General features: G+C 62.5%; 24 protein-coding genes and 1 pseudogene. 9 read left to right on the top strand and 16 right to left on the bottom strand.

Annotated features, from left to right (window positions below):
* Positions 1–12: 12 nt before the first annotated feature.
* Together ACSSVY_RS01655 and ACSSVY_RS01650 are read left to right on the top strand one after the other, a co-directional pair.
* A complete protein-coding gene (locus tag ACSSVY_RS01655; protein ID WP_454267628.1) occupies positions 13–1,134 on the top strand; it encodes a beta-ketoacyl-ACP synthase III in 1,122 nt (373 codons plus the stop codon).
* 112 nt (positions 1,135–1,246) lie between these two features.
* Positions 1,247–1,705: a hypothetical protein gene (locus ACSSVY_RS01650; RefSeq protein WP_454267627.1), complete on the top strand. Its 459-nt coding sequence runs from the start codon at positions 1,247–1,249 to the stop codon at positions 1,703–1,705.
* 16 nt (positions 1,706–1,721) lie between these two features.
* Here ACSSVY_RS01650 and ACSSVY_RS01645 read toward each other — a convergent pair whose 3' ends face one another.
* Together ACSSVY_RS01645 and ACSSVY_RS01640 are read right to left on the bottom strand one after the other, a co-directional pair.
* Positions 1,722–2,297 carry a HupE/UreJ family protein gene (locus tag ACSSVY_RS01645; protein WP_454267626.1) on the bottom strand — a complete coding sequence of 192 codons (576 nt, stop codon included), beginning with the start codon at positions 2,295–2,297 and terminating at the stop codon, positions 1,722–1,724.
* Between the two features lie 140 nt (positions 2,298–2,437).
* Positions 2,438–3,835 (bottom strand): aminotransferase family protein, encoded by a 1,398-nt coding sequence (locus ACSSVY_RS01640; protein ID WP_454267625.1) that lies wholly within the window; start codon positions 3,833–3,835, stop codon positions 2,438–2,440.
* Between the two features lie 427 nt (positions 3,836–4,262).
* Between ACSSVY_RS01640 and ACSSVY_RS01635 the strand changes: the two genes are divergently transcribed.
* The 3 genes and pseudogenes from ACSSVY_RS01635 to ACSSVY_RS01625 all read left to right on the top strand — a co-directional run bounded on the left by ACSSVY_RS01635 (position 4,263) and on the right by ACSSVY_RS01625 (position 7,419).
* On the top strand, positions 4,263–5,261 hold the full coding sequence (locus ACSSVY_RS01635; protein ID WP_454267624.1) for a taurine ABC transporter substrate-binding protein: 999 nt from the start codon (positions 4,263–4,265) through the stop codon (positions 5,259–5,261).
* A gap of 85 nt (positions 5,262–5,346) precedes the next feature.
* Entirely contained in the window at positions 5,347–6,156 is an 810-nt protein-coding gene (locus ACSSVY_RS01630; RefSeq protein ID WP_454267623.1) for a taurine ABC transporter ATP-binding protein, read from the top strand.
* Positions 6,153–7,419: pseudogene (locus ACSSVY_RS01625) on the top strand (ABC transporter permease). The gene ACSSVY_RS01630 and the pseudogene ACSSVY_RS01625 overlap by 4 nt, the downstream one beginning before the upstream one ends.
* A 52-nt stretch (positions 7,420–7,471) precedes the next feature.
* Here ACSSVY_RS01625 and trxB read toward each other — a convergent pair.
* The gene (gene trxB, locus ACSSVY_RS01620; protein WP_454267622.1) at positions 7,472–8,416 is read right to left on the bottom strand and encodes a thioredoxin-disulfide reductase; all 945 of its coding nucleotides are present in this window, start codon (positions 8,414–8,416) and stop codon (positions 7,472–7,474) included.
* Positions 8,417–8,613: 197 nt separating this feature from the next.
* Between trxB and ACSSVY_RS01615 the strand changes: the two genes are divergently transcribed.
* The gene (locus tag ACSSVY_RS01615; RefSeq protein WP_009817092.1) at positions 8,614–9,114 is read left to right on the top strand and encodes an Lrp/AsnC family transcriptional regulator; all 501 of its coding nucleotides are present in this window, start codon (positions 8,614–8,616) and stop codon (positions 9,112–9,114) included.
* A 2-nt stretch (positions 9,115–9,116) separates the two neighbouring features.
* Here the strand turns inward: ACSSVY_RS01615 and ACSSVY_RS01610 are convergent, their stop codons facing one another.
* Positions 9,117–9,881, bottom strand: a complete 765-nt coding sequence (locus ACSSVY_RS01610; protein WP_454267619.1) for a Hint domain-containing protein — start codon at positions 9,879–9,881, stop codon at positions 9,117–9,119.
* A gap of 385 nt (positions 9,882–10,266) precedes the next feature.
* On the opposite strand from ACSSVY_RS01610, the gene ACSSVY_RS01605 reads away from it, so the two are divergent.
* Entirely contained in the window at positions 10,267–10,713 is a 447-nt protein-coding gene (locus ACSSVY_RS01605) for a hypothetical protein (protein WP_454267618.1), read from the top strand.
* Between the two features lie 219 nt (positions 10,714–10,932).
* Here the strand turns inward: ACSSVY_RS01605 and ACSSVY_RS01600 are convergent, their stop codons facing one another.
* The 9 genes from ACSSVY_RS01600 to ACSSVY_RS01560 form a co-directional block, all read right to left on the bottom strand.
* Positions 10,933–12,066 carry an alpha-hydroxy acid oxidase gene (locus tag ACSSVY_RS01600; protein ID WP_454267617.1) on the bottom strand — a complete coding sequence of 378 codons (1,134 nt, stop codon included), beginning with the start codon at positions 12,064–12,066 and terminating at the stop codon, positions 10,933–10,935.
* Positions 12,067–12,075: 9 nt separating this feature from the next.
* A complete protein-coding gene (locus ACSSVY_RS01595; protein ID WP_454267615.1) occupies positions 12,076–12,480 on the bottom strand; it encodes a universal stress protein in 405 nt (134 codons plus the stop codon).
* Positions 12,481–12,495: 15 nt separating this feature from the next.
* Positions 12,496–13,479, bottom strand: a complete 984-nt coding sequence (locus ACSSVY_RS01590; RefSeq protein WP_454267614.1) for a zinc-dependent alcohol dehydrogenase — start codon at positions 13,477–13,479, stop codon at positions 12,496–12,498.
* Complete coding sequence (locus ACSSVY_RS01585; protein ID WP_454267612.1) at positions 13,476–14,234, bottom strand: SDR family NAD(P)-dependent oxidoreductase; 759 nt, start codon at positions 14,232–14,234, stop codon at positions 13,476–13,478. The genes ACSSVY_RS01590 and ACSSVY_RS01585 overlap by 4 nt, the downstream gene beginning before the upstream one ends.
* A complete protein-coding gene (hisD, locus tag ACSSVY_RS01580; protein WP_454267611.1) occupies positions 14,227–15,534 on the bottom strand; it encodes a histidinol dehydrogenase in 1,308 nt (435 codons plus the stop codon). The genes ACSSVY_RS01585 and hisD overlap by 8 nt, the downstream gene beginning before the upstream one ends.
* Before the next feature lie 9 nt (positions 15,535–15,543).
* Positions 15,544–16,869, bottom strand: a complete 1,326-nt coding sequence (locus ACSSVY_RS01575) for a TRAP transporter large permease (RefSeq protein ID WP_454267610.1) — start codon at positions 16,867–16,869, stop codon at positions 15,544–15,546.
* Between the two features lie 13 nt (positions 16,870–16,882).
* Positions 16,883–17,389: a TRAP transporter small permease gene (locus ACSSVY_RS01570; protein ID WP_454267608.1), complete on the bottom strand. Its 507-nt coding sequence runs from the start codon at positions 17,387–17,389 to the stop codon at positions 16,883–16,885.
* 105 nt (positions 17,390–17,494) lie between these two features.
* The gene (locus tag ACSSVY_RS01565) at positions 17,495–18,640 is read right to left on the bottom strand and encodes a TRAP transporter substrate-binding protein (RefSeq protein ID WP_454267607.1); all 1,146 of its coding nucleotides are present in this window, start codon (positions 18,638–18,640) and stop codon (positions 17,495–17,497) included.
* 29 nt (positions 18,641–18,669) lie between these two features.
* Positions 18,670–18,849, bottom strand: a complete 180-nt coding sequence (locus tag ACSSVY_RS01560) for a hypothetical protein (RefSeq protein ID WP_454267605.1) — start codon at positions 18,847–18,849, stop codon at positions 18,670–18,672.
* A gap of 136 nt (positions 18,850–18,985) precedes the next feature.
* On the opposite strand from ACSSVY_RS01560, the gene ACSSVY_RS01555 reads away from it, so the two are divergent.
* Entirely contained in the window at positions 18,986–20,023 is a 1,038-nt protein-coding gene (locus tag ACSSVY_RS01555; protein ID WP_454267604.1) for a LacI family DNA-binding transcriptional regulator, read from the top strand.
* Between the two features lie 57 nt (positions 20,024–20,080).
* On the opposite strand, the gene phbB is transcribed toward ACSSVY_RS01555, so the two are convergent.
* The 3 genes from phbB to ACSSVY_RS01540 all read right to left on the bottom strand — a co-directional run bounded on the left by phbB (position 20,081) and on the right by ACSSVY_RS01540 (position 23,126).
* Positions 20,081–20,803 (bottom strand): acetoacetyl-CoA reductase, encoded by a 723-nt coding sequence (gene phbB, locus ACSSVY_RS01550; protein ID WP_454267603.1) that lies wholly within the window; start codon positions 20,801–20,803, stop codon positions 20,081–20,083.
* A 169-nt stretch (positions 20,804–20,972) separates the two neighbouring features.
* Positions 20,973–22,148 carry an acetyl-CoA C-acetyltransferase gene (locus tag ACSSVY_RS01545; RefSeq protein ID WP_454267602.1) on the bottom strand — a complete coding sequence of 392 codons (1,176 nt, stop codon included), beginning with the start codon at positions 22,146–22,148 and terminating at the stop codon, positions 20,973–20,975.
* Positions 22,149–22,289: 141 nt separating this feature from the next.
* Positions 22,290–23,126 carry an EAL domain-containing protein gene (locus ACSSVY_RS01540; protein WP_454267601.1) on the bottom strand — a complete coding sequence of 279 codons (837 nt, stop codon included), beginning with the start codon at positions 23,124–23,126 and terminating at the stop codon, positions 22,290–22,292.
* Positions 23,127–23,235: 109 nt separating this feature from the next.
* Between ACSSVY_RS01540 and ACSSVY_RS01535 the strand changes: the two genes are divergently transcribed.
* On the top strand, positions 23,236–23,814 hold the full coding sequence (locus ACSSVY_RS01535; protein ID WP_454267600.1) for a DNA-3-methyladenine glycosylase I: 579 nt from the start codon (positions 23,236–23,238) through the stop codon (positions 23,812–23,814).
* Positions 23,815–23,839: the final 25 nt, after the last annotated feature.

Raw genomic sequence — 23,839 nt, 5'->3', positions numbered from 1 at the left:
AGGAGAATGAGAATGGGTTTGCCCGCAATCACGGGAACGGGGGTGTTCACACCGCCCGAGGTGATCACCAACGAGGAACTGGTCGCAGCCTTCAACGCCTATGCCGAGGCGTTCAACGCGCGCCATGCGTCCGAGATTGCGGCCGGTGAGATCGCGGCCAAGGGCATGTCGTCGCCCGAATTCATCGTGAGTGCTTCGGGGATCGAGCAGCGGCATGTGATGGACAAGACCGGCGTTCTGAGCCCCGAGGTGATGCATCCGCTGTTGCGGCAGCGCCGGGATGACGAGCCGGGGATCATGGCGGAAATGGCGATGGACGCCTGCGCGCAGGCCCTCGCACAGGCGGGGCGCGCGGCGTCGGAGGTCGATCTGATCATTTGCGCCGCGTCAAACCACGAGCGCGCCTATCCGGCGATTGCGATCGAGATTCAACAGCTTTTGGGCGCGGGTGGCTTTGCCTTTGATATGAATGTCGCCTGTTCCTCGGCCACCTTCGGGATTCAGGCCGCCGCGGACATGATCCGGGGTGGGTCTGCGCGGCGGGCGCTGGTGGTCAGCCCCGAAATCTGTTCCGGGCATCTGGAATGGCGCGACCGCGATTGTCATTTCATCTTTGGCGATGTCTGCACCGCCGTTCTGATCGAGGCGGTGGAAGACGCCAAGGGGCCACATTTTGTGATCCGTTCAACCCGCTGCGCCACGCAGTTTTCCAACAGTATCCGCAATAACAACGGGTTTCTGCGCCGCACGCGCCCCGACGGGCTGGTGGATCGGCGGGATATGCAGTTCGTGCAGGAGGGGCGCAAGGTGTTCAAGGAGGTGTTGCCAATGGTCTCGGCGCATATTCTGGGGCACCTCGCGGAGGAAGGTATCGCGCCGGATGACCTGCGGCGGCTGTGGCTGCATCAGGCGAACAAGGCGATGAATGATTTTATCGGGCGTAAGGTACTGGGACGGGTGCCTGAGCCGGAGGAACAGCCGAATATCCTTCAGGATTACGCCAATACATCCTCTGCCGGGTCGATCATTGCCTTTTCCAAGTATTCCGAGGATCTGCAACCGGGAGAGCGGGGGCTGATCTGTTCGTTCGGGGCGGGCTATTCGGTGGGATCGGTTCTGGTCGAGCGCGGCTGAGGCCCCGCGCAAACCCTTGGATCAAATTGGAAATGACATCGTACGGCAAAGTCAGTAAGGGAAAATCAAGTAAGGGTAGCCTCCGGGACAGGGGCTGAGTTGGGGAAAGCGTATGTCGACGACGGGAAGTTACCTGAAAAAGCACACCGAAGCGCTGGTCAAGGATGTGGGGATCGAAGCGGCCTGTCAGTTGACCGGCAAATCCAAGGCCACGCTGGGGCGCTATTATTCCGACCATGACGAACACGCAGACCGGTTCATGCCGGTCGATTCCGTGGCGGCGCTTGAGGCGGCTGCCAGTTATCCGCATGTAACGGGCGCGCTGGCCGAGTTGTGCGGCGTCAGTCTGAGCCTGATCGCAGAGCGGCGCAACGCGCAGGAGCGGGCCAATGTGAACAGCGACGTGATCGCGCTGTCACAGCGGTTTGCTCTGCTGATGGCCGAGTATCAGCAGAGCATCGCGGATGGGCGCATCACCGTGAACGAGGCCAAGCGGCTCTTGCGTGAGACGACGCAGTTGCAGCAGGTGCTGATCGAGATGAAGCTGCACCTTGAGGTCGAAGTGTCCTGAGACAGCTGCGGCCAAGTCAGCCGAAGGCGATATAGGCCCCGGCGAGCGCTGTGGCGCCGCCCATCAGGCGCAACGGCAGAACACTGGCGTTGCGCGTTTCGCGCGCCGCGGTAAAGGCGATGAGCAAGCCCGCAGCATGCAGGAGCGCCGTGGCGATGGCAAAGCCCGCGCCGAATTTCAGCGCCTGCGCCTGACCCAACTCGCCGCCATGGGCGTGACCGTGAAAGAGCGCGAAGATGGCCACGAGGGCCATGGCCAGCCCCGGCGCCGGGCGCAGAGCGAGCGCCACCACCAGCCCAAGCGCCATGATCGAGGCGAGAATCATGGGTTCGACGAATGGCAGGGGCAGGCCGATCCGGGCCGCAAGAAACCCGGTGATCATGGCAAGGACAAAAGCGCTTGGCACGGTCCAGAGGGCGCGGCCGCCGATTTGCGCCGCCCAGAGGCCAACGGCGATCATGGCCAGCACGTGATCAAGACCAAAGAGCGGATGCGTGACCCCGGCGAGGAAAGAGCCGTATTCGCCCTCGGGCAGATGCGCCGCTGCGGGGCTGGCGGCGAGGATCAGGAGCGGGGCGAGGAGGCGTTTCATATTGGGGTTCCTTATGGGGTCAACCGGCGCCTCGGGGTGAGTCGCGCCTGCGCGGCAAAATGCCGAGGTCAGGAGTGGGACGCAACAAAAAACCCGGCACGCGGATGCATGCCGGGTCAGGTGGGGAAATCCCTGTGGGATCAGCCAAAGACGCGGGTCAGGGCCGCATCGGTGGCCGAGATCAGGTGGTTGATGTCGTCCTTGGTGGCAATCAGCGCGGGCGAATAGCACAGCGTGTTGTTGAAACCGGGGATCGAGCGGTTGGTGGCACCGATGATGACGCCCTGCGCCATGCAATCGGCGACGACGGCCTGAACCTGCTTTTCCGGGGCAGGCTCTTTGCTGGCGCGGTCGCTGACCAGTTCGGCCCCGAGAAAGAGACCCTTGCCGCGCACATCGCCGATGACCGCGTGCTTGTCCTTGAGCGCGCGCAATTGGTCGAGCATGTAGTCGCCCATGGCGACGGTGTTGCCCAAGAGATCCTCTTCCTCGATGATCGCCATGTTTTCCAGCGCGGCCGCCGGACCGGCGGTGCAGCCCCCAAAGGTCGAGATGTCGCGGAAATAGTTCATCGGATCGGTGGTGTCGTCCTTGAACATGTCGAACACGCGCTCGTTGGTGACACAGCAGGCGATGGCGGCATAGCCCGAGGCCACACCTTTGGCCATGGTCACGAAATCGGGCTCGACGCCGTAATGCTGATAGCCGAACCATGTGCCGGTGCGGCCGATGCCGCAGACAACCTCGTCGATATGCAGGAGGATGTCGTATTTGCGGCAAATCTCCTGCACGCGGGGCCAGTAGCCGACGGGCGGGACAATGACGCCGCCACCGGCGGTCACAGGCTCCAGGCAGAGCGCGCCAATGGTGTCGGGGCCTTCAGCCAAGATCACCTCTTCGATCGCATTGGCGGCGGCGATGCCGTATTCCTCGCCCTCCAGATCCCATTGCGCGCGGTATTCAAGGCAATGCGGCACCCGAACGAAGCCGGGCGTGTAGGGGCCGTATTGCGCATTGCGCTCATCCTGACCGCCCGCCGAGAGACAGGCGATGGTGGTGCCGTGGTAATCGCGGTCGCGGTAGAGGATCTTGTGCTTTTTGCCACCATAACGCTTGTGGGCGATCTGGCGCACCATCTTGAAGGCCTTTTCATTCGCCTCGGAGCCGGAGTTGGTATAGTAAACCCGGCTCATCCCCGGCATTTTCGAGATCAGCTTTTCGGAGAAAAGCGCGCCCGGAATCGACCCGGCGGAACCTGCAAAATACGGCAGTTTGATCAACTGGTCGCGCACGGCATTGGCGATACGCTCGCGCCCGTAGCCGACGTTGACGGTCCAGACGCCGCCCGACACGCCGTCGAGATGCTCTTTGCCCTTTTGGTCCCAGACGCGCATGCCGCGCCCCTCGACGATGATGCGCGGATCGGCCTTGGGATCCGTGCCGCTCCAGGGCGCGTGCTGAATCAGGTGATGCCAGACATGCGCGCGGTCGGCCTCGACCACGTGGGAAATGTCGTTGTCGCGAAGTTTGCCGTCCATGGCGATGCTCCATCAGGTTGAGGCCCGGCGCGGGGCGCGGGCCGTCTATGTATATCACGGGTTGTCCTGATCCCATATCAGCCGAGAATCTGAGCGTTTCGTTAGGGCCAGAAGACACCATTAAATAGGTCCAGAACACCCCGTCACCGCGGGAGTCGGGCTGTAACTCTCTGGCAGATTTCGGTTTTTCATCCAAGGGGGTCTGAGGGGCAGCTGTTTCAGGCTATCCGAAAACCTCTTTTCGGAAATACTGAAATGATCTTAGGTCTGCTATAATTGCGTTGATCGGTGCCTGTGGATCGGGTTCACTCTGGGCTGTTGCCTGTTCCGGGGTGCGTGTGACCCACAAGGCCCGGACGCAGGAGAAACCCGCCGAAACGTGCGGTGTGAAACAGAAAAACGACTGTAACCAACGGGAGAAAACAAGATGAGCATGAAAAGCAAACTGATGTCGGCGGTGGCTGGCGCGGCCTTTCTGGCGGGGGCCGGAGCGGCACACGCGCAGGAAATCACCGTCGCCTATTTCCTCGAATGGCCGATGCCGTTCCAATATGCCAAAGAAATGGGCACCTATGACAAGGAAATGGGTGTCAAGGTCAACTGGCGCGCATTTGACACCGGCACCGCAATGAGTGCCGCGATGGCATCGGGTGACGTGCATCTTTCGGTGAGCCAAGGTGTTCCGCCCTTTGTGGTGGCCACCAGCGCCGGGCAGGATTTGCAGACCCTCGACGTGGCTGTGAGCTATGCCGACAATGACAACTGTGTCGTCGCCTCGGCGCTGGAGATCGACAAGACCAATGCGGGCGAACTGGCCGGCAAGAAGGTCGCCGTGCCGCTGGGGACAGCCGCGCATTACGGGTTCCTCAAGCAGATGACCCATTTCGGCGTGGATATATCCAGCATGGAGGTGGTCAACATGGCACCGCCAGAGGGGGCTGCCGCAATCGCGCAGGGCGCGGTTGACATGTTCTGTGGCTGGGGTGGGTCGCTGCGCCGGGCCAAGGAGCATGGCAACGTGCTGTTGACCGGGGCAGAAAAGGAAGAACTGGGCATTCTGGTATTTGACGTGACATCCGGCCCGGCGGCCTTTGTCGCGGAAAATTCCGATCTGGTCGCCAAGTTCCTGAAGGTGACGGCAGATGCCAACGCGATGTGGGCCGATCCGGCAAATCGCGACACAATGCTGCCGGTCATTGCCAAGGACAGCGGTATGGATGTCGAAGCCACGGCGGCGACGATTGATACCTTTGTTTTCCCGACGGTTGAGGACCAACTGACCGCCAAATGGCTGGGCGGCGGCGCGCAGGAGTTCATGAAGGGCGTGGCCGAGGTGTTTGTCGAGGCAGGCAGCATCGATTCGGCGCTGGCGACCTATGAAGAGAACGTCAATACCGGCCCGCTCTCTGCTGCAAACGGCATGTAAGCCCGGCTGACGGACTGAATGAGGCCCGCCCCACGCAACCGGGCGGGCCTTTGCCCAAAAACCCAAAGAAATACAGGGGGTGGGGATGTCGACACTTTCCATCGATAACATCTCGATGCGGTTCGATTTGCCGAATGGTGGCCATGTGCAGGCGCTCAAGAATGTCTCGCTCGAGATCAAGACAGGCGAGCTGATGAGCGTGCTGGGGCCGTCGGGCTGTGGCAAGACCACGCTTCTCAACATCCTCGCCGGGTTTCTGGCACCGACCGAGGGGCAGATCACGCTGAACGGCCATCGCGTCACCGGCCCTGATGCCGAGCGCGGCATGGTGTTTCAGCAAGGTGCGCTGTTCGAGTGGATGAGCGTGCGCGACAACGTGAGTTTCGGCCCGCGTATGGCGGGAAAGCGCGAAAAGGAATGGCGCGGCACGGTGGATCATCTGCTCGACGTCGTGGGCCTGCGCGATTTCAAGGAAAAGGCCGTGTATGAGCTTTCGGGTGGGATGCAGCAGCGCGTCGCACTGGCGCGCTGCCTGGCGAATGATCCCGATGTCATTCTGATGGACGAGCCGCTGGGTGCGCTGGATGCGCTGACGCGCGAAAAGATGCAAGGGCTGGTTCTGAAGCTCTGGAAAGAGACCGGCAAGACCATCATCCTGATCACCCATTCGGTGGAAGAGGCGCTGCTCTTGGGCGAGCGGCTGTTGGTCATGGCACCGCGACCGGGGCGGGTCCACAAGGAATACCGCCTGCCCTTTGCTGATACCGGGGCAGGCAAGGATCTGCGTGAGGTCAAGAAAGACCCGGAGTTTGGCGCCAAGCGAGAGGAAATCCTGACGATGATCTGGGACATGGAAGAAGAGATCATGGGTCGGACCGAGGAGGCGGGCGTATGATCATCCTGCTTCTCTATGTGGCGATTTTCACCGGCGCGTTCTTTGCCGTGCGCTTTGGCGTGCGCAAGTTCCGGCAGATGAACGATTACACCTCTCTCAAGACGGTGACATTCGGGGATGAAAGCGCGGTGCGCCCGGATCGCTGGGCCTCTGTGATTTCGGTGGTGACGATCTTCCTGCTCTGGGGGGCGTTTACAGGTAGCAAATGGGTGCCGATCCATGCGCCGGGGCCGTTCGTGGGCGATACCGCGTTCACTTATACGCTGGAGGGCCCGGATGGCACGCGCGACGATGCGACGGTGACTGTGCGGGTCTTTAAGATCGGCGAGACAGTGGAAACGCCAGTGGTCGACCCCGGCGACGGTATCGCCAAGAACGATGTGTTGACGGTGGGCGCGTGGCGGTTCCCAGCTCTTGTTGATGGACAAGAATGACGAGGTGACGCGCGACGAGGGCGCCAAGGTGGTCGCGATTGATGGGAAGCCCGTGAGCGATGGCCAGACCGTTGATGTGGCCGCTGGCACCGTGGCGGTGACCGCCAAGGGATCGCTGAATTTTGCGCCTGCCAAGGGCATGCAGATGGAGCCGATCTGGTTGCCGCCGCCAGAAGCGGTGGTGTCTCGCCTGATCGAAGTGTCGAAACAAGGCTATCAGAATTTCACCCTCTGGGAGCATCTCTATTGGTCGCTGTTCCGGGTGATCGTGGGCTTTGCGCTGGGCGCGCTGGTGGGGATACCGCTGGGCTATGCCATGGGGCTGTCTGATTGGTTCCGGGGCTGGTTTGATCCGATTGTCGAATTCATGCGCCCCGTGCCGCCCTTGGCCCTGATCCCGCTGGTGATCATCTGGGCGGGGATTGGCGAGAGCGGCAAGATCATCCTGCTGTTTCTCGCCGCGCTCTGGATCATGACGATCTCGGCGCGCGCGGGCGTCTCCGGCGTGGCGATTTCCAAGGTGCATGCGGCCTATTCATTGGGCGCGTCAAAATGGCAATTGATGCGGCATGTGATCGTGCCCAATTCCCTGCCCGAGATTTTCACCGGCGCGCGTGTCGCGATGGGGGTCTGTTGGGGCACGGTGGTGGCCGCCGAACTGGTCGCTGCGGAAAAGGGCGCGGGCATGATGATCATGGTCGCGAGCCGCTTTCAGCTCACGGATATCGTGCTGATGGGGATCATCCTGATCGGGATCATCGGCTATGGCATCGACATCCTGATGCGCAAGGCCGAGACATGGCTGGTGCCGTGGAAGGGCCGGGTGTGAGGGCTGCGCGACGGCGCTATGCGCCCGTGATGCCGCGCAGCAAAACCTAAACTCAGCCCTCGTGTTCTGCCAGCCAACGTTCGGCATCGAGGGCGGCCATACAGCCCATGCCCGCTGATGTCACCGCCTGCCGGTAGACGTGATCGGTCAGATCACCGGCGGCAAAGACGCCGGGGACAGAGGTGCGGGTGCTGCCCGGCGTGACCTTGACATAACCGCCATTGTGCAATTCGAGCCTGTCCTTGACCAACTCGCTGGCAGGGGCGTGGCCGATGGCGATGAACACGCCCTTGCAGGGGATTTCAGTGATCGCGCCGGTTTCGACATGTTTTACGCGCACGCCTTCGACGCCCTTGGGGTTGTCGGTGCCAAAGACCTCATCCAGCGTGTGAAACCACAGCGTTTCGATCTTGGGGTTCTTCATCAGCCGGTCTTGCAGGATTTTTTCGGCGCGGAGTTCGTCGCGGCGGTGAATAAGCGTGACCTTGGAGGCGAAATTGGTGAGGAACAGCGCCTCTTCCACTGCCGTATTGCCGCCGCCGAGCACGACGATTTCCTGTCCGCGATAGAAAAATCCGTCGCAGGTGGCGCAGGCCGAGACGCCAAAGCCCTTGAACGCCTCTTCTGACGGCAGGCCCAGCCATTTGGCGCGCGCGCCGGTGGCGAGGATCACTGCATCGGCGGTATAGGTGGTGCCGCTGTCACCGCGTGCCACGAAGGGGCGGCTATCCAGATCGAGCGAGGAGATGATATCGCCGATGATTTCACAGCCCATGGCCTTGGCATGCGCCTCCATCCGGACCATCAGGTCAGGGCCTTGCACCTCGGTATCGCCGGGCCAGTTCTCGACCTCGGTCGTGGTGGTCAACTGACCGCCCGGCTCGATCCCCTGCACCAGAATGGGCGAGAGCATGGCGCGGCTGGCGTAAACGCCTGCGGTATAGCCAGCGGGGCCGGAGCCAATGATCAGGCATTTGGTGTGACGGGTGTCGGGCATGGAGTTCTCTCTGATGTGATCTGCGGATTTGGCGCATGATATAGCCCTCTGCTGCGGGGCATGTAACCCCTTGCAGGGCGGATATGCACAGGCGTGATAGGGTGTATTCGAGAAATGATCTTGCGCAGCTGCGAAACATAATTGCGCATGCGGACCGCGATGCTATAACAATCGCGAAATCCAACAAGGAGTGAACCATGGCCACGTCCCGTCTTGATCCAATTGATCGCAAGATTCTGGCGGAGTTGCAGGCCGATGGCCGGATGACCAATGTGGAGCTGGCCAAGCGGGTTGGTATCTCGGCGCCGCCCTGTCTGCGCCGGGTGCGCACGCTCGAGGAACAGGGGTTTATTCGTGGCTATCATGCCGATGTGGACCCGCGCGAATTGGGGTTCGAGGTGCAGGTGTTTGCCATGGTGGGCCTGCAAAGTCAGGCCGAGGCCGATCTGAGCGCCTTTGAGGCGCGGTGCCGGGCCTGGCCACTGGTGCGCGAGTGTCACATGCTCAATGGGGAGGTGGATTTCATTCTGAAATGCGTGGCCCCTGACCTCAGCACCTTTCAACGCTTTTTGACCGAGGAATTGACGGCGGCGGATAACGTCGCCAGCGTCAAGACCTCGCTCGTCATTCGCGGTGCGAAAGACGAGCCCGGCGTGCCGTTTGAGATCCTTGAGGCGCGGCTGAGCCAGTCGGCCTGAGATCAGGCGACGTTCAGCGTATCGGGCGCATCCAGCGGCAGACGCAGATGCGCCAACGGGCCGAACTGATGCGGTTCGTGGATATGCGGGAAGAACGAGAGAAAGAGGTTGAGCATGCTTGGCCCCACTTCGCGTTCGAAACCGGCACCGGGGTGAAAGCTCTCGACTTCCAGACCGTTCGCGGTGATGAGGGCATGCCGCCGGAGGCAGATGTGGTAGAGTGTCACCGCGCGCGGCGGTGTCACACGAAACGCATGGATCCCATCGGCCATCGCATGTGCCGGGCTTAGGACATGATCGGAGCCGATGCTGGCACGCAGATTGCGCGGCCGCGTCAGAATGCGCGCGCCGGGACCGGCCAGAAAATCCGCCATCGGGCGCGCGATGCCAAAGGCATCCGCCATGATCCGGGTCAGTTTGACAGAGCGCTCTTCGAGGTCTTGGGGCCGCAGCGTGATCTGACCGATCCAGATCACGGGCAGCGGCCCATGTGCCGCCGTGGCCACGTGATCGCCGGGCAACAGATCCTCGATTGCGACCGGGCCGCGTGTCGTGGTGATCAGCGTGCCGCGCGCAAAGGCGGAATGCGCCGCATCAAACAGCGGCAGCGCCGGGGCCATCTGTTCGCGTTCCGCAATCTGGCCATCGGTCGTAAGCCATAGGTTCGTGTAGCGCCGCAGCGGCAGGCGCGCGGCCTCTGGTGTTGCCGACAGGCGGCGCACAGGTGTGGAATAGGCGGCGTTGGCCGTCAGGCGGGGAATCGTCATCGCTGTGTCACCTCGAACTCAAGGATGTCACAACCGCGTCGGCCCCCACCGACAACGACAGATGGACATTATCTGTTTATGTTATGAGCAGAATATGCGGCCTTTACGATCTTTGCGTCAAGTTTGGGGGGGAATTGTTCGCGGGATGCGTCGAGTTGTGCCGATTGCGCAGGATTGTTCCCGCAGCAGTAGGGAACCTTGCCACAATCACAAATGCCTATGGCGAATCATCTGCGCTCCTCAAGCACCCGCTTGACGGATCGACAAGGCGCGCAGTATCCTATTTTTGGAATATATCCGTGGCTCGCAAATTATTGAGTCGCGGGGGGATTAGACAGTTTTCAAAGAATGGTTCGCGCAGATGGCGAGCCGGGTATTGGTGGAAATGACATTCAGACGCTTATTGCGCGGATTGAGGGGAGTTGGCCTTGGGCCGGCACTTCTTGTTCTGTTGCTGAGTGTCCGGGTCGCCACGGCGACCGCCGTCGATTGCCAACACGAATTGGCGGATGCGTCCCGGTCGTATAGCCATGCGCAAGAGTCGATCAAGCTCGAGGCTGCCGCGCTCGGCGGCGAGTTGTGTCTGGTCGAAGAGCATCCCGGCGCACTGACCACGCCCGCCGCCGAGGCCGCGCATGACGGCCCGCATCTGAATACGCCCTGTCCGTTCTTCAAGTCGAAGGTCGCGCTGACGGATTTAGTGATTGCGCCCGTGGCGCGGGATTTGAGTTTTTCGCGTGTCGTCCGCGTTTATGACGATATGCGCGCGGCGGCGGGTGATCTGCCCGCCGGGTACAGCCCGCGCGCGCCGCCCGTGGTGGCCCTGGGATAGCTGGCATGCGTGCCACCGGGTCCATCCCGTGCGCCTCGCCGTTGATCGGCAAGGGGCCACTCCAGCGGGAACTTCGGTGACAGGGCAATACACCCACGCATGATCGTTTCGCCATGCTTACCGCCATTCGGGCCGTCTCCAGCGGGCCAGATGGCGGGACAAGCACCGCAGCATCAGGCCCCGCGTGGCCCATGCCAGCCCCAGTCGGCTTCTACCACCTCACGTTTCTGCCACTCCAATCCGTCCAATTTTCTGCACCGTATCGGCAAGACCAAACATATCGGTGCGCCCCAGTTGCGCCAGTGTCAGGCTGACCTCTTCCGTCATCACCTCCCACAGGCGGTGCAGACCGCGTTCTCCCCCCGCCGCCATCGCATAGAGCAGAGGCCGCCCAAGAAAGGCGAAGTTCGCGCCCATAGCATGTGCCTTGACGATATCCTCGCCTGACCGCAGGCCGGAATCAAAGAAGAGCGGAAAGTCGGGGCCAAGTGCTGCGCGTATCTCGACCAGCATCAGAATGGGCTCTGGCGCGCCATCGAGTTGCCGCCCGCCGTGGCTTGAGACCTGAATCGCATCGACCCCGGCGTCGCGCAGATGCACAGCGTCCTCCACATCCAGCACACCCTTGACCACCAGCTTGCCGGGCCAGGCCGTGCGCAGCCGCTCTAGATAGGACCAATCCGCCGCTGCCCGGCTGGCTGTGCGGTCAAAACCGCCCTGCCGGAAATTCGCCATCTCGGGCTTGCCATTCCAGAGCGTGCCCAGCGACCAGCGCGGATGCAGCGCGAAATCCACGAATTGCCGGGGGCCGATCCGAAACGGCATCTTGAACCCATGGCGCAATTCGCGCGGGCGGCGGCCCACTTCGGGCACATCAAGCGTGACGACAAGGGTCTGATACCCCGCCGCGCGGGCGCGATCGACCAGCGCCATAGTGCCGCTGCCATCACCGCTGAAATAGAGCTGAAACCACGCATGCCCCTCGGCCACCTCGATCATCCGCTCGAGCGGGGTTGAGGCGACGGTCGAGACGCCCAAAGGCACGCGATCCCGTGCCGCCAGCCGCGCCAGCATCAGATCCGCGCCCGGCGTGCTGAGGTTGCACATGCCCATCGGCGTGATGCCAAACGGCACCCGTGAGCCATGCCCGAACACATCGCAGGACAGGTCCCGCTTGGTGACATTCCGCAAGACGCGCGGCCTTAGCCGCAGATCGCGCAGCGCCGCGCGATTGAGCGCCTCGCCATGCTCTGTGCCCGCCGCCCCGTCGATATAGTCGAACACCATCCACGGCAGACGCCGCCGCGCCAGACGGCGGGCATCCTCGGCGGAATGGATGGCATCGGCCCCCATGCAGCCCCCTTAGCGCAGCACATGCACGGCGCAGGGCGCATGCCGCACCACCCGCGCCGCCGTGGACCCCAAGAGAAAATCGCTCAAGCCCGGCTTGTGCGAGCCGACGATGATGCAATCCGCGCCGTGTTTCTCGGCGTAATCGGTGATCGCCCGCCCGGAATGACCGCGCAGCATCACGGGCGTCACGTCGGGCGCGCCCGCCACCCGCTCGGCCAAGAGCGCCTGCGCACGCTTGTAGGCGCCTTCAACCACCTCTTCATCGAGATAGGCGCGCACAGAGCTTTGGACAGGTTCATAGGCATGGAGCGCGATGATCTCACCGCCTTCGGCGCGCAGGGCGCGGGCAATCTCCAGCGCGCTCTCGCTGATCCCGTGTTCCAGCGACAAGCCGACAATGATTTTGCGATACATGTCTTGGACTCCTTTCTAGGGGACGAGGATGATCTTGGGGCTGGTCACGCGACCGGCGCGAATATCGGCAAAGGCCCCTGCCCCGGCGCTCAGCGCCCGCTCTTCAATCCAGTCGAGCGCGCCAAGGCGCCCCTCGAACATCGCCTGCGCGCAGTCGCGAAAATCCTGCGCGGTATAGGTATAGGTGCCGATAAAGGTGATTTCCTGCAGCGTCATGCGCCGGATATCGAGGCCCCCGGTGGATTGCCCCAAACCGATATGCACGATCACCCCACCGGGCCGCGCATGGGCCGAGGCCTGCGCGCGTGTGGCCTCGTAGCCCACACCATCGACCACGATGTCGAATTGCTCAGCCGGGTCGAGCGCATCTGGCGCAAGCGTTTTCTGATCGCAGCGCAGGTCGAGATGGGCCCGCCGCGCCGCGTGCGGCTCGACCATCGTGACGTCCTTGATGCCTTGCGCAGCAAGGCTCAGCGCCGCGCCCAGACCAATCGCGCCGCCGCCCAGCACCAGTGCCCGGTGCGGGCCATCGCCCAGCACCGCCCGCCCCAGCCGCACCGCATGCCAGCCGCAGGCAATCGGTTCGGCCAAGGCCGCCTGATGGGTGGTCACATGATCGGGCAGGGGCACCAGATTGCGCTCGGGCATCGCCAGCAGGCCGGCAAAGGCCCCCTCGCGCGGCGGCATGGAAATAATCTGCCGCGTGCTGCACAGGTTGTCGCGCCCCGCCCGACAGGCCGGGCAGGTGCCACATGTCACCAGCGGATTGACCGTCACGCGCGCGCCCGTCATGGCCCCGCTCAGCACCACACCCGCCGCCTCATGGCCCAGAACCAGCGGTGCCGGGCGGCGCTCGTCATGGCCCAGATAGGCGTGCATGTCCGAGCCGCAAATGCCCACGCTCTCCACCCGGATCAGGGCTTCGCCGTCTTGCGGCACCGGGTCCGCCATCTCGCGATACTCAAACGCCTCTGGCCCGGTGTAGACTAAAGCCTTCATTTCGCGGTGAACCCCCCGTCGAGCATCAAGATTTGCCCGGTGACATAGTTTGACGCCTCCGAGCACAGGAAAAGCAGCGGCCCATCCATATCCTCGGGCTCGCCATTGCGCCCGATGCAGGTCTGTGCCGCATTGCGCGCCGCGCGCTCCGGGTCGTTAAAGACCGGCGCTGTCAGTTCGGTGCGCACGAAACCGGGGGCCAGCGCATTGACGTTGATGCCGTGGCGCGACCATGCCTCGGCCATTGCGCGGGTCATCTGCGCCACGCCGCCCTTGCTCGCGCCATAGGCGATGCCGCCCTGAAAGGCGCGGAACGATTGCAGTGAGGCGAAATTGACGATCCTGCCCCAGCCCTTGTCGCGCATCGCGGGCACAAGATGCTGGCTCAGGAAAAATGGCGCTGTGAGGTTGAGCGAGAGGGTTATATCCCAGCCTTCGGGTGTCACGTCATCTGCAACCTGCCGCGTGTTGATACCCGCCGCATGCACCACGATGTCGGGGGCGCCAAAGGGCTCTGCCGCGCGCCGCGCGAGATCCGTAAGGCTATCGCGATCCGCCAGATCATGCGCGATCACCGCGCCGCTGTCGCCCACCTCGGCCTGCCAGCCCGCCAGCGCATCGGCGCGGCGGGCGACGCCCACCACGCGCGCGCCGCGCATCGCCAGCACCGTGGCCGCGCGCCGCCCAAGTCCGGCACTTGCGCCCGTCACCAGCGCCACGCGGCCCGCGACGTCAAAGAGCCCCCGTTCAGCCATTGGCGGTCAGATCAAAGGTTTCGTCCGGGAAATACTTGCGCAGGCGAATGTCGGCGGTGCGCGCATGCCCCTCCATCCCTTCCAGCCGCGAAATGCGCGCGGTGGCCTCGGCCACGGGCTTGGACCCTTCGCGGGTGGCGCGCTGCCATGTCACGATCTTCATATATTTATGCACGCTGAGGCCGCCGGTGTAATTGGCCGCGCCCGAGGTGGGCAGCACATGGTTGGTGCCCGACGCCTTGTCGCCAAAGGCCACGGTGGTTTCCTCGCCAAGGAACAACGAGCCGTAGCAGGTCAGCCGCCCCAGCCACCAATCCAGATCCTCGGCCTGCACCGTCAGATGCTCGGGCGCGTAATCGTCCGAGGTGGCCGCCATCTCCTCGCGGTCCGCGCAGACGATCACCTCGGCATAGTCGCGCCACGCGGCGGCGGCGTTGTCGCGGTTGACCTCTGGCAGATCGGCGATGAGGTCAGGGACAAGGCGCATGACCTCCTCCGCCAGTGGGCGATGATCCGTCACCAGCCAGACGGGCGAGTTATAGCCATGCTCAGCCTGTCCCACGAGGTCGGTCGCCACCACCATCGGATCGGCGGTGGCATCCGCCAGAACGAGGCTGTCGGTCGGGCCTGCGATCATGTCGATGCCGACGCGACCAAAGAGGATACGCTTGGCCTCGGCCACGAACTGATTGCCGGGGCCCACAAGGATATTCGCAGGCGGCAGACCAAAGAGACCGAAGGTCATCGCCGCAACACCCTGCACGCCGCCCATCGCCATGATCACATCAGCCCCACAGATATGCGCGGCGTAGATGATCGCCGGGGCCACGCCCACACCGGGGCGGGGCGGGGAACAGGCGACGATATGCTGACACCCGGCCACCTTGGCGGTGGTCACGGTCATGATGGCGCTGGCGATATGGCTATAGCGCCCGCCCGGCACATAGCAGCCGGCCGCCCGCACCGGGATGCTCTTTTGTCCCGCAATCAACCCCGGCACCACCTCGATCTCGATGTCGCGCAGCGTCTCGCGCTGGGCTTGGGCAAAGCGGCGCACGTTGGCATGGGCAAACTCGATATCGCGCTTGAGCTTTTCCGGCACCAGATCGGCGGCGGCCGAAATCTCCTCGGGTGTGAGGATGATGTTGCCCTCGTAGCGGTCGAACTTGGCGGCATAGTCCAGCGCCACCTTGTCGCCCCCCGCCTCGATATCGGCCAGAATCCCCTGCACGGTCTCATGCACGTCGCCGGCATTTGAGGTCGAGGTGAGGGTTGCTTTTTTCAGGTAGTCACGGGTCATGGCAGGGTCCTATTTGTAGACATCGGGAAGCATCGTGGTCGAAATCGCCGGGATATAGGCAATCAGCAGCACCACGATCAGCATGAAGAAGACGAAGGGCACCGCCCGCCACGCGATCCGCAGGATGGATTCGCCGGTGATGCCCGACACGACAAAGAGGTTGAGGCCAAGCGGCGGCGTGATGAATCCCACACCCAGCGCAGTGATCATCATGATGCAGAACTGGATTTCATTCATGCCGATATTGTCGGCCAGCGGCTTTAGAATGGGGGCGAGGATGACGATATTCGGCGTCGTCTCCATCACGCAGCCCGCCGCGATGAGGATCAGGATCATCAGGAGGATGAGTGTGGTCGGATCGTCCGTCAGCCCGGTCACAGCGGTCACAAACCCCTGCGGCACGCCCATGATCGCCAGCGCTTGCGCCAGCGGCAGCGAAAAGGCGATAATGGGCAGGATCACCCCATTGACCTTGGCCGAACTGATCAGCATGGCCGGGAAATCCGCGAGCTTGAGCGTGCCAAGGATAAAGCCAAGGATCACCGTGACGATGACCGCCGTCGCCCCCGCCTCGGTCGGTGTAAGGCGCCCCGAGAAGATGCCGTAGAAAATGATCCCCGGCACGATAAAGGCATACCAACCCGTGGCAATCGCGCGGCCCAGATTGGCAAAATACTCGGCGAACCCGACATTGCCGCCGCCCTCATAGCCATAGATGCGATTGACCACGATATTGGTGATCAGGATCGACAGGAGGATCAGCATCCCCGGAATGAGCGCTGCCATGAAGAGCGTCGAGGCGGAAATGCCCAAGACCAGCCCGATGATGATATAGGCAATCGACGGCGGGATGAGGATGCCGGTGCAGGCCCCCGCCGCCACCAGCGCGCAGGCATAGGGGCGCGGATAGCCCGATTCCACCAGCCGGTCGATGGTCATCCGCCCCACCGCCGCAGCGCCCGCCGCGTCCGAGCCTGAGATGGCCGAGAACATGCCGCAGACCAGCACCGTGGCCGAGCCGAAGCCGCCCTTGGCAAATTGCGTCAAGGCTTCGGCCACGTTCAGAAACTTGCGGCTGAGGCCGGTGCGCACCAGCACATCGCCCGTCAGGATAAAGAGCGGCACAGCGGTCAGCGCAAAGGCGTCGATCCCGTCAAAGAGGCTCTCGCCCACAAGGCTGAGCGGGAGCGCGCCCGACCACATCAGCATGACAATCGCCGCCGATCCGATCGCGGCCCAGACCGGCACCGCCAGCGCCACCAGCACCACAAAGAGGATCACCGGCCCGTAAAAATCCCAGCCCAGATCGACGGTTTGCGAGAATGTATTCCACATGACGCGCGCCCCCTTAATCGAATAGCTGATTGCCTTCGTGAACGGGGGTCCCGTCACGAAGGGCGCGCAGATCGCGCAGGAAGGATTGCACAAGGCGCAAGAGCATGAGGCCAAAGCCCACCGGCACCGCCAAGAGGAACCACACCATCGACACCCGCAAACCGGCACTGACAGAGCCGAACTTGGCCGAAACCAGCACCGTCTCCCACGACCAGTAGAGCGCCACAATCGCCACCGCCGCCATCACCAGATCACCGAGGATATAAAGCGCCGCCTTCATGCGCGGCCCGACGTAATGCATGATCACGTCGATGCGGATATGGGCGCGTTCGCGCACCGCCGCCGCCGCCCCGATCCACGCCAGGTAGATAAAGGCATAGCGCACGATCTCTTCGCCCCAGACCGAGGAGTAGGAAAACACCTCGCGTCGAATCACCTCGATCGCCATGGTGACGACCAGCATCATGTAAAAGATCAGAAGCGCCCATCGCTCCAGATTGCGGTCCAGTGTGCTGAGCATGTCAAACCTCTCCCGTTCAGGGGCGATAGTGCCGCCCTGCCCGTTCCGTCAGCGTCTTTGCGAATACCGGGCGCGATCCTTGACGCGCGCCCGGTCGGTCACTCCTCAGGCGTCGTGGACGTAGTATTTGCCCTGCGTGCCCGCCGCCTCGACCAGCTTGTCAAAGGTCTCCATCGAGCCGGCCAACTCGGTCTTGAAGCTGTCCCATTCCGAGCGCTGATAGCCGACGGTATCCTGCCATTCGGCCAGTTGATCCTCATTTAGAGAATGGAATTCTACCCCGGACTTGCGCATCTCGGCCATGGCGAAAGCCCTCGCCGACGGCACCTTGGCAAGGTTCTGATGGAAGCTCATCTCTGAGGCCCATTCGATCGCCTCCTGCACATCGCTCGAGAGGGTGTTGTACCATTCGAGGTTGCAGGCGTAGGTCTGGCTGTCTGGCACCGCTTGAGTGAAGGTGACATGGCTCAGGATGTCCTTGAAGCCAAAGGCATAGAGCGCACCCACCGCCGGGTCGAGCGCATCGGCCACGCCCTGCTTGATCGCCGAAGGTGTTTCGCCCCAGGCGACAGGCGTCGGGTTGGCGCCGCCCATGCGGTAGAATTGTTGCAGCATGTTCGAGCCGGGCACACGGAATTTCACGCCCTTGAGGTCCGCCGGGGTGATGATCGGGGTACCGCCCTGCCGCACCGCCATGACCCGCGGGTCGATGCAGAAATAGAACATCGGTTTGAAGCCGCGCGCCTCGACCAGCGCATCCACTTCGGTTTTCCATACGTCAGAGGTGACAAGGTTCACGAAGCGCTGATTGGCCCCGCAGAAATAGGGCATGTTGATCAGATCCACCGCCGGGGCGAAGGGCGCAAAGTTCGAGAGCGAGAATTGCCCGGCATTGATCGTGCCGCCCTGCACCTTTTGCGCCAGCGCCGATCCCACGCCCAACTGCCCACCGGGGGCCAGCTTGACATAGATCTTTCCATTCGAGGCGTTTTGCAGATTCTCTTTCACATCGAGCTGCATCATCGGATAGCTGCGCGTGGTGCCGATCACATATTCCGTGGCCAGCGTCATCACATGCTCTGCCGCCGCCTCGCGTTCGCGCTCTTCGTTGGCGGTCTGCGCAGTGGCTTCGGACGACCAGAGCGTGCCCGCCGCCGCTGCGACAAGAGCGGCTGTAAAGCTGCCAGTCGTCGCCAGTTTCAGGAAATTGCGCCGCTCTTCGGACGCAAGCTCTTTCATTTCTTCACTCATTCTTATCTCCTCCCTGAAGATTTCGTGTTTTACTGACCCCGCTTGCGCGCCGCCTCGCTCCTCAACGTGGCGACGACAAAGGTGACGACGGCTGCCAAGAGCAGCAGCATCTCGCCCACACCCGTCAGAAATGCCGCGTTCCCGAAGGCTCCCATCGCGACATTCAGGCCAAAGGCCCCGAACAGGATCAGTGCTGCGAACAGAAACATGATGCCCTCCCTCTCGCCGGGTTTGTCGACGATTCGAGACAAATGTAAGCGCTTACATATTTTCACGCAAGCTGTTATATTTGTCGAATGTCGTTACAGACATACTGATTGAAACACTCTTGCTCCGGGTCCAAGGATGAACAGACGCCTCCCTGACACCGCTTTGAACCTGCCGACGCTGGCCGATGTTGCCCGCGCGGCGGGGGTGTCTACCGCCACCGTGTCGCGCTGCCTCAACTCCCCCGCGCAGGTGCAAGAAGCCACGCGCGAGCGGGTTCTGGCGGCGGTGATGGCCTTGGGCTACTCCCCCAATTTCGGAGCGCGCGCCCTTGCCGCGCGGCGCACCGGCACAATCGGCGCGATCATCCCGACGATGGAAAACGCGATCTTTGCCCGCGCCATTCAGGCCTTTCAGGAGGAATTGCACGAGGGTGGCGTGACCCTTCTGGTGGCTTCCTCTTCGTATAGCCCCAAGAACGAGGCGGATCAGATCCGCACGCTTGTGGCACGCGGGGCCGATGCGCTCTTGCTCATCGGGCATGACCGCGATCCGGGGATCTACGACTTTCTCGAACAGCGCGGCGTGCCGGTGCTGGTCTCCTGGGCCTATGATCCGGCGCAGGCGCGTCCCTCGATCGGGTTTGACAACCGCAGGGCGATGGCGGCGCTGGCCAATGAGGTGCTGCGCCTCGGGCATCAGCGTATTGGCATGATTTCCGCCATCGCGACTGGCAATGACCGCGCCCGCGACCGGATTGTTGGGGTGTGCGACGCGCTCCGCGAGCACGGGCTTGATCCTGCGGCGCTGCACCTCATCGAGACCCCCTATAGCATCGCCAACGGGGCCGGGGCGATGGCGCGGTTGATGGCGCTGCCTGCGCCCCCTACTGCCGTGATCTGCGGCAATGACGTGCTGGCGGTGGGTGCGTTGCAAATGGCGCGCAAACTGGGGCTGCGCGTGCCGGACGATGTGTCGGTCACCGGCTTTGACGATATCGAACTGGCGACCGTGGTCGATCCGGCCCTGACCACCGTCCATGTCCCGCACCGGGAGATGGGGCGCGCGGCGGCGCGTCTCTTGGTCGAGATGGTCGGCGGGGGCGCGGCCCCCGATCCCGTCTGTCTGGAAACCTCGCTCTGTCTGCGCGACACGCTCGCGGCCCCGAAGGCATGAAAGAGCCCGCCACCGGAACACCGGGGCGGGCCTCGGAACAGCGCTTGCGCGCCTTATTCAGACAAAGAACTGCGCCCCATTGGCCGAAATCGTCGAGCCGTTGATGAAGCTGGCATTGTCAGAAACGAGGAAGCTCACGCAGCGTGCGATTTCCTCGGGCTCGCCAAGACGGCCCGCCGGGATCATGCCGATGATCTTTTCACGCACCGCTTCCGGCACGGCCATCACCATTTCCGTGGCGATATAGCCGGGGCAGATGGCGTTGGCGGTGATGCCTTTGGCTGCACCCTCTTGGGCCAGTGACTTGATGATACCCAGATCACCGGCCTTGGTCGCAGCATAGTTGACCTGACCGAACTGGCCCTTTTGCCCGTTGATCGAGGAGATCACCACGATCCGGCCAAAGCCACGCTCGCGCATGCCCGGCCATACGGGATGCACGGTGTTGAAGACGCCAGTGAGGTTGGTGTCGATCACCTCTTTCCACTGCTGCGGCGTCATCTTGTGAAAGGGCGCATCGCGGGTGATGCCGGCATTGGCGATCACGATGTCAATCGGGCCCAACTCCGCCTCGACGCGGTCGATGCCCTCTTTGGAGCTGTCATAGTCCGCCACGTTCCATTTGTAGGTCTTGATGCCGGTTTCCTCGGTGAACTTGGCGGCGGCCTCATCGTTGCCGGCATAGGTGGCGGCGACGGTATAGCCATCAGCCTTGAGCGCCTTGGAAATGGCGGCGCCAATTCCACGAGAGCCCCCGGTGACGAGTGCGGTTCTTGCCATGATATCCTCCAATATGGCTGGTGTGTTGAAACTTGGTTATCGGTTTGCGCCGCAATGCGCAATATTGTTGCGCGATAAAATTTCTGCGATGCGGCCAAGGGGATTGGATCAAGAAAAAGGGCACCGCCTGAGGTGCCCTCGATCCTGTATCACGCCGCGTCGGAGCAGGTCACGGACGCTCCACGCACAGGGCAACGCCCATGCCACCACCGATGCAGAGTGTGGCGAGCCCACGCTTGGCGCCACGGCGCTTCATCTCGAAGAGCAAGGTGTTGAGCACGCGGCAGCCCGAGGCTCCAATCGGGTGGCCAATGGCAATCGCACCACCGTTGACGTTGACGATGGCCGGATCCCAGCCCATTTCCTTGTTGACCGCGCAGGCCTGCGCGGCAAAAGCCTCATTCGCCTCGACCAGATCGAGATCGGCGACAGTCCACCCGGCCTTGTCCAACGCCTTGCGGCTGGCATGGATCGGGCCGACGCCCATGATCGACGGATCAAGGCCAGCAGTGGCATAAGAGGCGATGCGCGCCAGCGGCTCGATGCCGCGACGCTCGGCCTCATCGGCGCTCATCAAAAGGGTGGCGGCGGCACCGTCGTTGAGACCAGAGGCGTTGGCCGCCGTGACCGAGCCATCCTTGGTAAAGGCGGGGCGCAGTTTCTGCATCACTTCCATGGTCGCGCCATGGCGGATGTATTCATCCTTGTCGACGATGATGTCACCCTTGCGGTTCTTGACGGTGAAGGCGATCACCTCGTCGTCGAACTTGCCTGCCTTTTGCGCCGCTTCAGCCTTGTTCTGGCTGGCGACGGCGAATTCATCCTGCATGTCGCGGGTGATCTGCCATTGATCGGCCACGTTTTCGGCGGTCTGGCCCATGTGATAGCCGTTGAACGCATCCCAGAGCCCGTCACGGATCATCGTGTCGATATAGGTCATATCGCCCATCTTGTGACCGGCGCGCAGATAAGCGGCATGTGGGCTGAGCGTCATGTTTTCCTGACCCCCGGCGCAGATAATGGCAGCATCGCCCAGCTGGATGTGCTGTGCGCCCAGTGCCACAGCCCGGAGACCCGAGCCACAGACCTGATTGATGCTCCATGCGGCGGATTCAATCGGCAGACCGGCGTTGATATGCGCCTGACGCGCCGGGTTCTGGCCCTGTGCGGCGGTCAGCACCTGACCGAGGATCGTTTCCGACACTTCGCCCTTTTCAATGCCTGCACGGGCGACAACCGCCTCGAGCACAGCCGCGCCCAGATCATGCGCCGGTGTGTTGGCGAATGCTCCGCCAAATGAACCGACAGCGGTGCGTGCTGCGGATGCGATTACTACGTTGGTCATCTGTGTCCTCCACCAAGATTTGCCCGTGCGCGAGTGTGGCGTGGGTATGTCACATTCATGTGGCCATTCCTGCGCCGCCTCCGCCGTTACGTGGCGTCATATCGTAGGTGCCGCACTGCGGCAACGGACGGAGTGTCACATTCAAGCGATGGCGCGGTCAAGGGCGCTGTCGAGCCAAGGGGGGCGCACCGTGGGTGCGCCAAAGTAATAGCCCTGAAGACAGTCGATCCCGAGCGCCGCGAGATAGGCCGCATCCTCGGGTTTCTCGACGCTTTCGGCGACGGTCACCATGTCGAACTGTTGGCCGATGCTCGCCAGTGCGGCGGTCAGCACCTGATTGTCGGGATCGGTGGCGATACCACGGACAAACTGCCCATCAATCTTGAGGATGTCGAAATAGAACTCCTTGAGAAACCGAAACGAGGTATAGCCCGCCCCGAAATCATCGAGCGCAAAGCTGATTCCCCTTGCCTGCATATCCTTCATGAACCCGGTGACAAGCTCGGGCACCAGCATGGCCGAATGTTCGGTGATCTCCAGAATCAACCGCTCGCCGATGGTGGGATCATCGCCCAACCCCTTTTTCAAGGTGCGCATCCAGCGCGCATAGCCGATGGAGCGCGCCGACATGTTGATCGCCAGCCGCAGGTCGGGATAGTTGATCAGCGTACGCAGCCCCTTTTCCAGCGCAAGACAGTCGATGATCCGCCCGGTTTCCGTGACCTCGATCTGGGTGATGAAATCCTTGGCGGGAATGACACGGCCTGTGGCATCGAGAACCCGAATCAACGCCTCGTAGAACGCGGGCTTGTCCTGTTGTCGGGCGGGCACCACCGCCTGATAGGCCAAGAGCACCTGCTTGTGATGCACCGCCTGATTGACCATATCGACGACGGAGCGGTCCCGCGCCGAGACGGCATAGGAGAGCGGGGTGTCAAAGCCCGCCGGAATATCGGCCCATTTGTGTTTTTGTCCCATCTGCCCCTCCGGAACGCCTGTTCTCAAACTGGGCCGGATGGCTTAAGGATCACTTAAAGCTCGCATTTGAACGATCCGGCGTCTCTGTGCCGGGCAAGAGGGGAAAACCATGGACCGTTGTGGCTGGGTCAGTGCCGATCCGCTCTATGAAAGCTACCATGACACCGAATGGGGCGTGCCAGAGTATGACGGTCGTGCGCTCTGGGAAAAGCTCATTCTCGATGGGTTTCAGGCGGGGCTGAGCTGGATCACCATCCTGCGCAAACGCGAAAGTTTTCGCGCGGCATTCCAAGGGTTTGACCCCCATGTGATCGCCGGTTGGGGCGAGACCGAGGTGGTGCGCCTGTTGGCCGATCCGGGCATCATCCGCCACCGGGGCAAGATCGAGGCGACCATCGGCAATGCCAGGGCGTGGCAGGCAATCGAGGCCGAGCAGGGCTTTGCCGCCTACCTCTGGGATTACGTCGACGGGCAACCCATCCAGAACCAGTGGCGATCCCTCTCGGACGTGCCGGCGCAGACCGATATTTCCGTAAAACTTTCCAAGGATTTGAAGAAACGCGGTTTCAAATTCTGCGGCCCCACCATCACCTATGCCTTTATGCAAGCGGTGGGTATGGTCAACGATCACGTCGTAACCTGCGCCTGTCACGAGTCGGTCGCCCGGATGGCGCGCTCCAAGGCTTAGGTCTTGCAGCGTTTGGCTAGGCGCA

This window comes from Roseovarius sp. MBR-51 (assembly GCF_053628575.1).
This window is presented reverse-complemented; position numbering and strand designations above follow the sequence as displayed.